Source organism: Sphingobacteriaceae bacterium GW460-11-11-14-LB5 (assembly GCA_002151545.1).
Classification (GTDB): domain Bacteria; phylum Bacteroidota; class Bacteroidia; order Sphingobacteriales; family Sphingobacteriaceae; genus Pedobacter.
In genome coordinates this window covers 1,493,188-1,508,523 of sequence record CP021237.1, presented here as the reverse complement: position 1 = coordinate 1,508,523, position 15,336 = coordinate 1,493,188, and the positions used below count along the sequence as shown (strand labels likewise).

Annotated in this window: 8 protein-coding genes; all 8 read right to left on the bottom strand. The window is 40.2% G+C overall.

The annotated features are described in order from the left end of the window. Positions 1 to 21: 21 nt before the first annotated feature. Positions 22 to 879: a beta-glucanase gene (locus CA265_06105; GenBank protein ARS39268.1), complete on the bottom strand. Its 858-nt coding sequence runs from the start codon at positions 877 to 879 to the stop codon at positions 22 to 24. Between the two features lie 97 nt (positions 880 to 976). Further along, positions 977 to 2,722 carry a hypothetical protein gene (locus CA265_06100; GenBank protein ID ARS39267.1) on the bottom strand — a complete coding sequence of 582 codons (1,746 nt, stop codon included), beginning with the start codon at positions 2,720 to 2,722 and terminating at the stop codon, positions 977 to 979. A 12-nt stretch (positions 2,723 to 2,734) separates the two neighbouring features. Then, positions 2,735 to 5,824 carry a SusC/RagA family TonB-linked outer membrane protein gene (locus tag CA265_06095; protein ID ARS39266.1) on the bottom strand — a complete coding sequence of 1,030 codons (3,090 nt, stop codon included), beginning with the start codon at positions 5,822 to 5,824 and terminating at the stop codon, positions 2,735 to 2,737. A 30-nt stretch (positions 5,825 to 5,854) separates the two neighbouring features. After that, entirely contained in the window at positions 5,855 to 7,618 is a 1,764-nt protein-coding gene (locus CA265_06090; GenBank protein ARS39265.1) for a hypothetical protein, read from the bottom strand. Further along, a complete protein-coding gene (locus CA265_06085; GenBank protein ID ARS39264.1) occupies positions 7,563 to 10,649 on the bottom strand; it encodes a hypothetical protein in 3,087 nt (1,028 codons plus the stop codon). The genes CA265_06090 and CA265_06085 overlap by 56 nt, the downstream gene beginning before the upstream one ends. Positions 10,650 to 10,930: 281 nt before the next feature. Further along, positions 10,931 to 12,766 carry a beta-galactosidase gene (locus CA265_06080; GenBank protein ARS42902.1) on the bottom strand — a complete coding sequence of 612 codons (1,836 nt, stop codon included), beginning with the start codon at positions 12,764 to 12,766 and terminating at the stop codon, positions 10,931 to 10,933. A 107-nt stretch (positions 12,767 to 12,873) separates the two neighbouring features. After that, a complete protein-coding gene (locus CA265_06075) occupies positions 12,874 to 13,992 on the bottom strand; it encodes a beta-glucanase (GenBank protein ID ARS39263.1) in 1,119 nt (372 codons plus the stop codon). Positions 13,993 to 14,080: 88 nt separating this feature from the next. Further along, entirely contained in the window at positions 14,081 to 15,328 is a 1,248-nt protein-coding gene (locus tag CA265_06070) for a hypothetical protein (protein ARS39262.1), read from the bottom strand. Positions 15,329 to 15,336: the final 8 nt, after the last annotated feature.

Sequence of the window (15,336 nt, the reverse complement as noted above, 5' to 3'; positions counted from 1 at the left end):
GGAGGACAATTGGAAAAGCATTTATCTCTGATAAACCCTAACGTAATCGACTTCCATCCTGTTGGGGAATTTAGTATCGTTTAACGATCCACCGTTCATACCACCCATGGCCAGATCAAATAAGATATAATGTTGTTGTTTAAAAGGATGAAAATCGGAGCCATCATCATTTTTAAGGTCGCTTAAATTGGTTTTATTCAGGAGTATCCCATCTACAGATAAGCTAATGGCTTCGCTGTCCCAATCCATACGCCAGATATGAAACGCTTCTGCCCATTTTTTTCCACCCAATTCGGCAATGGTTTTGGTATTGCTAAACCATTTTGGCTTTCTATTGGCGCCTAAACTAGCAATATTGGCCAGTAATTTTCCGCGGTAGTATTCCATAATATCAATTTCACCATTGGCAGGCCAGCGGCCTTTTACACCCAGTGTCCAAAATGCCGGCCAAAGTCCATCCGAGATATCAATCTTTCCCCTCATTTCGAATCGCCCATACTGCCAGCTCTGTAAACCTTTGGTGATGATACAGGCAGAAGTATAAGCTATATTTTTAGGTTTTTTACGCCAATCGTTGCTTCCTTCTACATAAAGCGGATTAGGTTTTACTTCTTTCCTTGCTTCTATAATCAGCTTGCCATCTTTGCAAAAAGCATTTTCTGGCTGGTACCATTGTAATTCTTCATTACGCACAAAACCTTTTTCATAATCCCAATTGGCCGGATTTGGCACTCCATCTTTTTCAAACTCATCACTCCAAACCAGTTTATAACCTTCTTTAACATAAAGGTTTGAAACATTTTGATTTTTTTTGATGGCACAGGATTGCATAAAAATGGCTAACAAAACAATAAGAGAGAATGAGATTCTATTTTGCATGGGTAATTTCTTAATTATAGTACAATTTAACTAAAAACTTAATTTAAAAAATACCGGATCGCCAAAAAAGACGACCCGATACACTAACCATATCAAATTAATAGCCAGGATTTTGAAGCATTGAAGGCATCTTCGAAACTTCCGACTGTGGGATTGGCATTAAATAATGTTGCGGGTTAAATACATGCTGACGGATGGTATTCACCACCTGATAGGTATACACATTTCCTGTTTTGGTAATATTAATTGCTTTATTAAAACCATTGTTTACATCAACTGCTATTTTCCATCTTCTAATGTCGTTCCAACGGTGATCTTCATTCATTAGTTCAATGCGGCGCTCATTCTGAATCACAGCTCTCATTTCATCTACGGACATATTGGCCTTTAAGCCATATAAATTATCAGCACCTGCAGTTATGCCTGCGCGTTTACGGATAGCCACTAATTTTGGATATGCCAGTGCTGTTTGTCCGGTTTCGTTAATGGCTTCGGCATAGTTTAATAAAATTTCTGCATAACGGATTAACGGCCAGCCCCTTTCTGTATTGAAAGAACTGTTGCTCGAAATATTCTCATCGCACATTTTACGGGCATAATAACCCGTTGTGGTTGGCCCGGTTCCATTTGACGTATAACCATCAGTTGGAGCGCCATTATAGGTATTTACCACAATTTTAGTACTGGTTGTGGTACTGTAATATAGCGATTGATTGTAAATAATTGAATAACCGAATCTGGGATCGCGGTTTGTGTAAGGGTTTGCGGCATCATAACCTGAAGTAGGGTCGGTAATTGCTTTTCCATTTTTCATTGGGAAAGCTGCAGCCAGTTGCTGTGTTGGCGTAGAATTTTTTGCCCCTCCCCTTGATGGTGGATTGTAATAACCTTCAAAATCGCGGTTAGATGGCCTGTTAAAGGTGAAAATATATTCAGAATTAACCCTTTTTAAGAACACATTGTAAAAACCGTAACCCGGAGCAGTAACATTATCTTCAAATAAACTGTAGGTACCGGTATTAATCAGTGTTTCTGCCGCGTCGGCTGCTTTTTGCCAACGGGCTACGCTATAACTCGGATAACTTACAATTGATTTTACAGCTGCAGAAGCCTGTGCTATAGCACCACCATTAAACAATGGACTGGCAGCATACAATAAAACCCTCGATTTTAACGCTAAACAAGCTCCTTTGGTTGCCCGCCCGTAATCCTGCTCCGCATAATCGGCAGTAACGGGTAAAATATTGGCCGCAGCATCGAGCTCAGAAGTAATGTAATTAACGGATTCGTCAAAAGATGACCGGGGAAGATCGATCACATCGGTAATGCCATAAACATTATCTCCTTCAAGCGGTATCCCACCAAAATTAATCAGCAGTAAATGATAATACCATGCCCGCAGGAATTTCAGTTCGCCGGTAATGCGTTTCTTTTTTGCTTCTGAAAGTGGAATAACAGGCAATTTAGATAACATCAGGTTTACCCTACGGATATTGGCATAAGGAGTTGTCCAAAAATCGGGTAAACCACCCCCACTCCAAAAATTGGTTGGCGAAAGTGTTCCATTGTACATGATTACCGCATTCTGGGTTGGCCCTGAATAGGCGTATTCGGCATCATCGGTAGCCATTTCGGTATTTCCGTGGCTGCTAAAGCGTCCTTTTGCAAAACTATAAGATGAAGCACTATAAATTTGGGTAAGAAAGCGGATAGATTTTAAACTATCTGAAAACACCGAAGCTTCAGTTTCTCCTGTATCTGCTTTGCTATCTAAGAAATCGCTATTTTTTTTACATGCTGCTATTGAAGCACATAAAGCTATCATTAATATTATTTTTTTCATGTCAATCAATTATCAAAACGTAACACTTAAACCTAAATTGATCATTTTTTGCGGTGGATATTTAATCCTGTCCTGCCCTGAATTCGATTCCGGATCGAATTGATAACGTTTATCCAAACTCGACCAGGTGAGGAGGTTATATCCGTTGATGTAGGTACGGATATTCTGTACTTTTAATCTTTCAGTCAGCTTTTGAGGGAAATTATAACTGAACTCCGCATTTTTCAAACGGAGGTAATTTCCTGATACCAACCAAAATGTAGATGGATAAGCTGAAGGACTGCTTAAACCAGGGCTTAAAGAAAGTAATGGATATTGTGCTGCATCGCCAAGTGCTGGAGTCCATGAATTTTGGTGGATCGAAGTTAAATTAGAGGCAAATGCCTGAATGGCTTCTGCTACCCCGCGAACATTAAAGTTGGTTGCGGCCTGGAACAATAAACTTAAACCGAAGTTTTTATAATTGGTCCGAAGCTCCAAACCATAATTTGTATTGGGCAAATTCGGATTTCCGTTTATAGACATATCGTAACCATCAATTTTACCATCACCATTTAAATCGGCATATTTTAAATCGCCAATTCTTGGTGCAGTTTGAGGTACGGGACTCGAAGCAATATCGGCAGCAGAAGTATAGAAACCAATCCACTGATAAGTTAAAATCTGACCGATACTGGTTCCTGTAAATGCCTGGTAAGGATAAGCTGGCAAAGGTTCATCACGATAGAGGATTTTATTTTTGGCCAATGAGTAGTTTGCCCTCACAGAGAAATCGACATTTCCGATTTTATCCCTGTAGCTGATCTCGATCTCACCACCCTGGTTTTGTACTTTACCCAAATTTACCGGCGGTAAGCCTACACCAAAAATTGATGAAACTGTTCCTCTTGAAGTTAAAATATCGCTCCTTACATTATGGAACAAATCGATTGAACCTGTGATCTTGCTTCCGAAGAGGCCAAATTCCATCGCCACATCTGCTTTCTTTTCTTTTTCCCAGCTTACATCATCATTACCCAATGTACCCTCTGAAAGTCCGGTTTGTGTATTATCTGAATAACCGAAGGATGCATTGCCCCCATTGCTGTAATTTTGCTGATAGTAGTAGTTAAAGCCATCACCAATGCGGTCGTTACCTACAATACCATAAGAACCCCTAAACTTTAAAAAATCGATAAACTTTACATTATCCTTCCAGAATTTCTCGTTCGATACGACCCATCCGGCAGATGCCGCAGGAAAAAACCCATACTTTTTCTTGCTCACAAAGCGATCTGAACCATTATAGGCTGCATTAAACTGAAATAAATATTTATCGGCATAATCATAACCTACACGGCCGGTATAACCTTTAAAGTTGTTAGGCACAAAATTATAAACCGCGTTATCATTGTATTTAATGACGGTATTGATATTGGTTAATGCCGTTCCGTAAACATGGTGGCTGTTAAAACTTCTATCGTAATTTAATATGGCTTGTGTGGTTAAGTTTCTGATGGTACTGCCCGCATTATAGCCGATAAAATACCTTCTTACCCGGTAAATATTCGGATCTCTGGGCTCGTAAGTATTGTTGTCTGAATTGTAGATAAAAGATGGAAACTGATCTCTCGTCATACTTCTGGTATAATCGTATGTACTGGCATAAGAAAGCACGCCTTTTATCGAAAGTCCTTTGGTAATAAAATCTAATTTCTGGTTCACATTGGCTACTAAATTCATGTTATTACCATATTTGCGGTTATAACCGTAATGTGTAATCCTTCCTACAATGTTATTCTGATTGTAGTTTGGATTCTCATCTCTTTGCCACTTGCTATAACCAAAAGTTCCGTCAGGATTATAAACCGGGTAGTTAAATGGCGCCAGCGAAGCGAAACTTACGTAATCGTAAAAGATATCGTTATAACCAAAAGCACTACCGATGTTATTGGTATTGGTTACGCCCAAATTACCATATAAATCAATTCGGATATCCATGGTATTGGTTGCCTTAATATCCAGATTTGAACGGTAATTGTACCGGTTATAGTAAAAGTTAGAATTTACACCTTGTTCTTCCCCATAATTCCGCAACATACCATCCTGGTATAAAAAGCCTGCAGAAACAAAGTATTTTACTTTTTCTGTACCGCCGGAGATATCGAAATTGCCTTTTAGCTGACTGCTGAAATCCTTGAACAAAATCTTTTTCCAATCGTTGTTCGGATGACCGTAGGGATCAGATCCGTCCTGATATTTCTGCAGATCGTTTTCGGTAAATCTTGGTGCCAAACCATCATTTGCCCTGGCCTGGTTATATAATTTTGCCGATTCGTAAGCATCTAAAAACTTAGGCATAACTGTAGGCTGCATTACACTGTATTCGCTTCTAAAAGTAATCTGTGGTGTACCCAGTTTTCCTCTGCGTGTGGTTACCACTACTACCCCGTTTGCACCTTTGATACCATAAATTGCCGTAGTTGCAGCATCTTTAAGGATACTGATGTTTTCTACCTCGTTGGCATCAATGGCTGCAAACTGCTCCGGACTGTATTCAATATCATCTACAATGATTAAAGGTGTGGTAGAACCACCATTGTACGAACTGATACCCCTGATAAAAAATGTTGCACCATCTGATCCCGGTGCACCAGAACGTTGCTGAGAAAAGAAGCCCGGTAACCTGCCCACCAGGGTGTTTTGTAAACTGGCAGATGGATTTTGACGGATATCAGCTCCTGTTATGGTGCTCATGGATCCGGTTAAGGTTATTTTTTTCTGTTTACCATAGCCGATAACCACCACCTGCTCTAAGCCTTGTACATCATCTTCTAACTGCACATTAACGGTTTTTCTGTTGCCAACCACGACTTCTTTTGGTGTAGCGCCAACAAATGAAACCACTATGGTACCGCTGGTTCCCTTTAACCTAAGGGTATAATTTCCTTTTGCATCGGTAACCACCCCATTGGTTGCCAAGCCCTTCTCTTTCACAGAAGCGCCTGATATGGGCCCTGTAGCATCGCTAACGGTTCCCGATACGACCTGGTTTTGTGCCATAACCAAATTGGAGGTTAAAAGCACAAGCAACACCAGTAAATATTGATATATATATTTCATGTTATGATCTTATATTGGATTTGTACTGATTTACCAACCTTCGTTTTGAAGCAGTTGACTGTTTTTGGTTGTTTCTGCATACGGTACCGGCATGTGGTAGAGTTTATTGGTAAAAATGGAAGTCACCACCGGAATATTCTCGTACGTAAAAGTGTTATTGGCATTTTTGGTGATTTTGGTTCCATTCAATGCCCCACTAAGAACGGCCGGTGCAATTTTCCACCTGCGGATATCCCAGAAACGGTGCTCTTCAAAAGCCAGCTCTACCCTTCTTTCATTCATAATCAGTGTTCTCATACTCTCCTGTGAAATTCCTACTGGAATACCGTAACGCGTGTTTGCGCCTGCTGTTATTCCTGCCCTGGTCCGTAAAAGGATAATCTGCTTAACGGCATCTTCTGTTCTACCCACCTCATTTAATGCTTCAGCATAATTCAGTATAATTTCGGCATATCTGAAAATGATAAAGTTGTGTGATTGGTTGGTATAGGTACTATTGGTAGCAAAATTCCCCATAAACTTACGCAGGTAGTAACCTGTTCGGGTTTGTACGGTTGTTCCACCTGGCTTATCCAAACCACCCTCGTAGGTTTGTACCCCCCGGTTTAACCAGTTTACGCCATTATAAAAAATGGTATAATCTAACCGGAGGTCTCTGTTGGTGTAAGGCGCCGCCGGATTGTAACCTGATGCCGCATCGGTAATGGGCAAGCCATTCCTCATGGTAAACGCATTCACCAAATCTGCCGTTGGACTTGTTCTACCATTACTTAATGCAGGTGCTCCATAACCGGACGGAGCATTGGTGGTTTCGATACCCGTATTTACCGCAGCCTGTTTGCTCAGGATAACTTCAGTATTTTTATTGGTTAAAAACACATTGTTGAATACCGGCTGTAACTGGTAATAATTTAAAGCATTGAGTTCTACTGCAGCATCAATTACTTTTTGCCAACGGCTAGCGTCAGCTGTTGGATAACCTGTCAAGACTTTTAATGTTCCGTTTGATTCTACACCGCCACCATTGTACAATGGACTTGCCGCATACAAATAAGCCCTGCATTTTAAGGCTATTGCTGCTCCTTTCGGAATCCTGCCCCAATCGGAAGTGGTATAATTTGCACCTGTTTCTAATCTTAAGCTGTCTTTAACTGCATCACATTCACTAATGATATAATTTATGCAATCGGCGAAACTGTTTCTTGGCAATTCGAGGTTATCTTCAAGCGTGAAAACCTTATTTCCGATTAAAGGAACGCCACCGTATCTTTTCAACAACTCAAAATATAATAATGCCCTAATGTACCTGGCCTCTGCCCTCCAATATTGTTTGGTCAGCGCAGCAATCGGCACCACATTAATATTGGCCAGAAAAATATTGGCTGCCCTAATGCCATAATAACTATTTCCCCAATAAGGATCAGGATTGTTGAGCGTACTTATCCTGCCATTTGTAAAATATTCTACCTGGGTATTGTTTCTTGACGGAATGGCATCTCCAGAGGCTGCATCTAAAAAATCGCCATCTATCCGGTTAAAACCACTCGGTATATAGTTGTATACACTGTTTAAAAAGAAACCTGCCACAGTTCCGTTTTTATCCTGATCATCCCAAACTAAATCTGCCTGGATCCAATCGCGCGGCTCGGTTTCTACCTTTTTACATGAGGTAATGGCCATAGCCACCTGAAAGCCAAATAACGCCAGTATGATATATTGTTTAAAATTTTTCATGTGATTAAAGTTTAATGTTGATACCCATGTTGATCGATCGCTGAATTGGATAGCTTCCATTGTAAACCTCCGGATCTACACGATCATAAGCGGCAAGTGTTACTAAGTTGGTGCCATTGCCAAATACCCTGATGCTCTGCAGACCTATCTTCCTGGCCCAATGGTTTGGAATGGTATAACCTACCTCAACATTTTTTAAGCGTGCATAATTGCCCGAGTGCTGCCAGAAAGTAGAAGTAGCTTCGTTATTGATATTTGTACCAATCGATAATCTGGGCATTGTAGCGGTACCTGCCGTTTGAGGTGTCCAGCGGTCGAGATTTTGTTCCCAGGCCTGCCCGAAGCCATTATTTTGAAAAGCCCACTCTGTATTTCCGCTCAGGTAAATGGTGCGGTTCATCGCACCTTGTATCAATGCACTAAAATCGAATCCTTTAAACTGGAAACCTAAGTTTAAACCATAATAGAACAATGGTTTTGCATTCCCGATTGCGGTTTGATCGAGCTGGTTGATAATCCCATCACCATTCAGGTCGCGGTATTTAATATCTCCAGGCTGCGCGGTATAACCTTCCAATTTAGCGCTGCCATTTACTTCAGCAGTATTTTGGAATAAACCATCGGCGATGTACCCAAAACGCTGACCAACGGCTTGCCCTGTTCTGGCCATCCAAGGGAAAGGTTGATTCACCTCATTCTGGTAAAGCACTTTCGATTGTTGTAACCCACCGGTAGCTGCAATGTAATAGCTAAATTCATTCACCGTTTGCTGGAAATTCAATTTAAAATCCCATCCGGTATATCTGCTCTGTCCAATATTTTCTAAAGGGTAGTTCTGCCCGATAAGTGCAGAGTTTTTACCTCTTTGCATCAACAGGTCATAATATTTATCACGATAATATTCAGCCGTAAAACTGAGCTTGTTATCTAAAATCGCTCCCTGTAAACCTATATTAAACTTGTTTGCTTTTTCCCATGTAATATTCGGATTAGCTAAAGGCTGTTCATAAATACTGGTATTGGAACCTGGAGTAGCGCCAAAATAAGTAGCTGTACCATCAAAATACCTTTGGATGTACACAAAGTAACCAGGATTATCGTTCCCCGTTTTGCCGTAAGAACCATATAGTTTTAAGCTGCTCAGCCATTTGGTATCTTTTAAAAAGTTTTCTTTATTGATGTTCCAGGCTAAAGCCATAGCCGGAAAAAATCCATACTTATAATCGCCAGATGGCGGATAATAATTAGAACCATTGTATCCAAAAGCTACATCGGCAACATATTTCTCATCGAAATTATACGATGCCTTTCCCGAAATCCCCTGTACGGTATAAGGAAGATCGGATCCAGTAAATGAGTTATCGTGGTTGGCCAATAAAACTGCACTTACGCCATGTTTGTTAAAATTACGGTCGTAACCAAGAGTTAGCTCCTCGTAATCTGAATGGCCCTGGTAATTAATGCCTGTATAGTTATTTTGTGTACCAATGGTACCATATTGCGTATAAGCTTTGGTAGTTGGATTATAGAAAAAACTGGCAAACGATTTCTGTCTGTAAGTATTTTCAGATAATGTTGCAAAAATTGATGCTTTAGCTTTTAACCAAAGACCTTTTGTAATTTCATCGAATGTTCTTTTTAAGAATAAATCTGCTGATACATCCCTTTTATAAGTACCAACATAACCAGAAGCAATGGCTTGAGCATAAATATTGTTCTGATAAGAAGATGTTGTGGCGAAACTTCCATTTGGATTATAAACCGGATATGCGTTCGCAGGAGTTGCATTAATGGAATTCAAAATCGATTGTGAACCAAAACCGGCTGAGTTTGCGGTATAACCAGACTCATTTCCGTTAATTAAACGTCCCATTAAATTAATACCTGCCGATAGTTTCTTATTGATCTGCAGATCGACATTAGAACGGATTACATAACTTTTGTAGGTATTGTCTGTATCATAGGTGTTGAGGTCTGAATTTTTAAAAAGTCCGTTTTGATCCACATGCTCAACAGCGACAAAGTATTTCCCAAAATCGTTACCACCCGATACATTTAAGGTATAATGATTAAAACGTGAAGTGGGTTTAGTTACCAAATCTTTCCAGTCTACATCGGGGTGACCTTGGGGATCACTGCCTGTTTGGTAAGCCTGTAAATCGGCAGCAGTATAAACCGGAGTTAAACCATCATTTACCCTGGCCTCATTGTATAAAGTGGCGTATTGAAATGAATTTAAGCCTTGTGGAAGTTTAAGTGATTTTTGAAATGCAGTTTGTGCAGTAAATGAAATGAGCTGTTTTGCTTTAGCGCCCCTTCTGGTGGTGATTAAAATTGCACCACTTGCACCTTTTACACCTAACATTGCCGTTGAAACGGCGTCTTTCAATACGGTAATCGACTCGATCTCTTCCATATTAAAAATGGTAAGCGGTCTTGGTATACCGTCGACAATAACTACCGGGTTTTGTCCTCTTAGCGACATTGTAACGGCATCAGAACCTAAAGAACCGAGCGAAAGTAGTGAAGCAGTTCCATCAGTTCGGCCTTCGGAACCTAATCTACCCGAATTTTGATTGGTATATAAACCTGCTAAACGACCTGTAATGGCCGATTTTATCGAAGTTACCGGCGTTTTGGTTAAATCTGTGGTATAAACAGCATCAGTTGCCATGGTAGATAACGATTGCTTAACCGTTTGATCATAAAGTGTTCTCACTGGCTTTAGTGCAGCAACTCCGGGGTTTTTACTGCTCACCACAATCACATTTTGGCCTTTCCTAATCTCAAGTTTTAATACCAATGCATTTGAAGCATAAACTTCAATCAGATCACCAGTGCCATAGCTTAATTGAGCAATACCGTTGATATCGGTAACAGCACTGGTTTTATTCTTTGTATTAACAAGCTTGGCACCTACAAGCGGGAGCTGATTTTCATCAACAAGGTAGAGCGATGGGGCCTTTTGCAGTGTATCAATATGCTGCTTAAAACCCAGGACAAGTTTAGCCTCATTGGAAGCCTGTACCGGGATAATTTTAAACAGCAATAAAAACACAACTGAAAATTTCAGGAGTAATTTTTTTTGCATACTAGGGATGGTTGGTTAAAAAATTCTGCTCAGGTGAGCGGGTTTGTTTAATGGTTATTTAAAGAAAAAAATTAGTTAGATGTTTTTCAGTAGTCGTGATGTGCTTTAAAAAAATGTCGTTTGTTTTTGCTCATATCTTATTGGTTTTATTATTTGGTTGTAACAAAGTAACCATAAAAAAACCCCTCAATTGAGGGGTAATACGGTAATTAATAGGGGTTAAATTGTTACTTTTTGCCAAATTTAGGCCTTTAACACCAATTTTTAAGATTTTTAAACGTTTAATCTACGTTTAATTTTTTAAGTGTATTTAGAATTGGTTGATCAATTGCTTTTAAAATATTTTGATCGGGTTTAAGCAGTTCCAAAACTGTAATATCATTCTTGCCTTTTTTTAACCATTCCTGAGGAACATATAGCGTTTGTTGCGGACCAATTGCCCAGTACTTTCCTAAGTTGTGTCCGTTAACCCATACGACTCCCTTTCCCCAATCGGTCATATCTAAATAAGTATCAGCAACAGTCGCAATCTGGAAGGATCCTTTCTGTAATGTTGGTCCATTTCCGTTTGATTTTGATGGACTAGTAATGGTCATGCGATCGTTGTTAAAAGGAAAGCCATACATCGACCAGTTTTTAACTTCGGCACCATTAAAAGTTACCTGTTCGGTAATTCCTTTTTTATTCTCTAATAAATACTTTCCAAAGTTTACCCGTCCCATATTTTCAACAAAAATATCGAGCTGTACCTCTCCTGCCGGAAGATCTAACGACAGGGTGTTTTGGTTTAACCTGCGATCTAAAATACCTGCCCTTTTCTGGTTGATAAAAATCAGCGCATAATCGCGTAATTGTTTAAGCTGCAATTGGCCTTTTTTCCCGCCCTGAATGGTGGTGCGGTATAACACGTAACCATAGTCCTGCTTAAGGTCTTCAAAAGTTAAAGGCGTGATATTTTTCACAGCTTTTGGCAGTGCATTAAACAAAGTAACTTTACTGGTCAGTTTAAAAGGCGCAATAGCGATACTTGGTTTAGCTGCTGGGATTGGCGGCAAACTTTGCCCTGCCGGAAGATGTTTTTCGATTACACTTCTAAAAGCCCTGAATTTCTCAGTTACGTTCCCAGCCTCATTTAAAGGCGCATCGTAATCATAACTACTGGTTTGTGGTTCATATGGCGAAATATCCTTGTAGTTAGCACCGTTCATAAAACCACGGGTTGTACCGCCATGGAACATGTACATGTTGATCGAAATGCCTGCTGCTAAAACAGAATCTAACCTTTTGGTGTATTGCACAGCAGGAACGGTGTGGTGCGCTGTTCCCCACCAATCGAACCATGCCGGGTACCACTCCGCTATAAAATACGGACCTTTGCCATCATGGTTTTCATTTACCAGCTGTCTGATTTTTGCCGGATCATCGATCCCGTTTACTGCGGGTAATAAACCAGCTAAATGACCATCTTTTACATCAGCAGCCGGATCGCAGGTATAAAGCAATCCATCGAAGCCTGCCTCGATAAACATTTTTCTGTTGATATCTAAATAATTTTTATCAGCAGCATAAGAACCGTATTCGTTCTCTACCTGCACCATAATGATGTTACCGCCATGGTTAATCTGTAATGATGCTAACTGCTTTCCTACTTCGAGAATATATTTTTTATACTCATCCAGGTATTGTTTTTCGGTACTTCTTACCACAAGGCCTTTTTCATTCTGTAACCAATATGGGTAACCGCCAAACTCCCATTCGGCACAAACGTAAGGACTTGGCCTTAAAATCACCCAAAGTCCCTCCTGCTGGGCAATTTTCACAAATTCGGCGATGTTGTTATTGCCGGAAAAATCGAATTTTCCTTTTTGTGGCTCATGCAAATTCCAGAACACGTAGGTACCAATGGTATTTAGCCCCATGGCTTTGGCCATTTTCATCCGGGCCCGCCAGGCCTCTTTTGGTACACGGGGATAATGTAACTCGCCAGAAATTATCTGGAAAGGTTTATCATCCAGCAAAAAATCCGATTCTCCCAATTTAAACGTGTGTTTGGCTTGCTGGCCAAAAGCGGTTAAGGAGAAACACATCGCCACCAACCATAATAATTTTACTTTCATTTTGAACTGTTTTTTTGATGACCTGGATTTTTTAGGCAAAAGGGTTCCTAATTTGCGTATTTCTCCGCAATCCATCATCTGGGTTTTATATAAAATTTGTTTTTTCTCTACTTTTTAAACACGCTCAGATTCCATTCGTCTGCCCAGTTTATCGAAATTTTATCGCCTTCAAATTTGATCGGCAACCATAAATAACGGCCATCGATGGCATTTTTGGGTTCCCATTTATCGGCCATAAAAATAAAGTCTCCTTTTTTACCCGGGGCAGGAAGCACATGTGTACTCTGACCGCCGTAGGTTAATTTAGCACCCTCGCCCTGACAAGGGTTCCCCATATAGGTCCAGGGACCCCAGATGGAATTTGATTTAAACCATCGTGCCGGATTTGGTGCCCAGCCTGTACAACCCGAACCAACCATGTAATAAACTCCGTTTTTCTTAAATAAGGCTGGTGCTTCTGTTTGTTGACCCACATAAATCCTGATAAATTTGCCAGTGTGGCCTAAATAATCGGGGGTTAATTCTGCTAAATGAAGCGTAAAATTCTCTTCTGAAGAAAATATGTGATAAGCTTTTCCGTCATCATCTACAAAAACAGTCATATCCCTGGCCATCTGGCCACCAGCTAAATCCCTACAGAAAAAACCATCGCTCTTATTTGCAGGTTTTTCGCAATTTACCTGATCCTTTTCAGGTGTTCCTTCAGCATAGAAAGGCATTTTACCTGGATTTGGGCGGTAACTTTTGATAAAAGTATATGGCCCTGTTGGGCGATCGGCCACTGCAACACCTGATCTTGCCGCTGCATAACCTTTACCCAAAAGCTCCAGGTGAAACCACATCACAAACTTTTTGGTTTTTTTGTTGTATACCACTTTTGGACGCTCCAGAATACAACCTTTAGCAATATCACTTTTCAGGTCTTCAGAAACCGGAAGCGCAATACCTTCATCTTTCCAATTGTATAAATCTTTTGAAGAATAACAATGTACACCTACCTGCGCTGTATTTCCTTTTTCGCCTTCAATTTTATGCTCTCCAAACCAATAATAGGTTCCTTTATATTCTACAATACCACCACCGTGTGCATTAATATGAACGCCTTTATTATCTTTCCAAATTTTACCCGGCGTAAAAGAAGTATAGGCCTGTTGTGCTGAAATGTTTCCGTTTAGCAACAAAACAAAGGCGATAAATCCTAAAACAAAACTGATTCTCTTATTCATCATGTTAATCAATAATTTTAATGTTTTAAAGATGGAATTTACATAACATCTTCTTAATTATTTAGTTATCTGATATTTAATTAATTAGTTATTTTAAACTTGCACTGTGATCATTTTCAAAATTTTCTCCGCTCCAGATTTTTTGCGCACTCCATTTCTCGGCAGGGTTTGCCCAAAAGGGATCCGTTTCTGACAGGCCCAATGGCAAAAAGATATTTGAAGCGATGTAAGGACTACCCTGGTTGTTATAAAAATCGCCCAGATTGGGTTGATCACCATATAAACCAATGGTTAACCAACCGTTTTTATAGGTACCAGGACTTTCTAAAGTTTTTTTGATGACGGCTGTTAAAGCGCAACGGACCTGTGCCGGACTTAACTGTTTTGGTAATGCCTTTCTCCAGGCCATATCGGCCAAATGATGAAATGCTGCACCACGGTAAATGATAGAACGACCAGTTGCAGGATAAGTGCCATCGGCATTGATTAATCGCTCCTGGATTACCGCATATCGTTCGTTCCGCTTTTTAATTTTATCGAACATTTCTTTATAACTGTTCGTTTTAGCACCAATGATATTGGCCAAAGTAGCCAGATAAGGGTGGATAACATAACTGTTGTAATAATCGAAAGCGAAGGATGTTCCATCGGTGTACATGCCATCCCCAGTATACCATTGCTCCATTTGTTGCAAGGCATAATCAACCCGCATGGGATCCCAGCTGTAACCAAATTTGGCCAGAAAAGCTTCGTTCATAGCAGAAAACAATAACCAGTTAGAAAAAACAGGTTTAAATCTTCTGGTGGTAATGATCGATTTCATCATCAGCTCCTGGTTTTTCTTATCCAGGTTTTCCCATAACCAGGGCGCACGAACCAGCGCCAATGCGACATAAGAAGCATCTACCAGTTGCTGCCCGCCGATATCGAAATTCATAAAATCATTGGCATTTGAATCCAATGCATTTTTTAACCCTTGAAGCGCCCATTCGCGATATTGTTTACGTAAAGCCACTTCTTCTGCAGAACCTCCTTCTAACTGTAACCATGGCGCAATACCACTTAAAACCCTGCCCAAAACCTCGACATATTGTACCTTAATGCGGTGCTCTTTATTATCAATATGGATAGAGGTAACCTTCGGCATTGCAATCCGCAGGCTATCTTTAGCCAGGTTATATAAAACAGGTTTCACCATCTTATCCATTTGCTGCAACCAGAACTGCCTGTCGGTTAAAACTGCGCTTTTGGTGTTTTTGGCTTTCTTTTGTGCAAATACAGTTCCGCCAATCAATGTGATGAGTAAAGCTGTAATGCAGATATTTCTTAATTTCATTAGTTTTA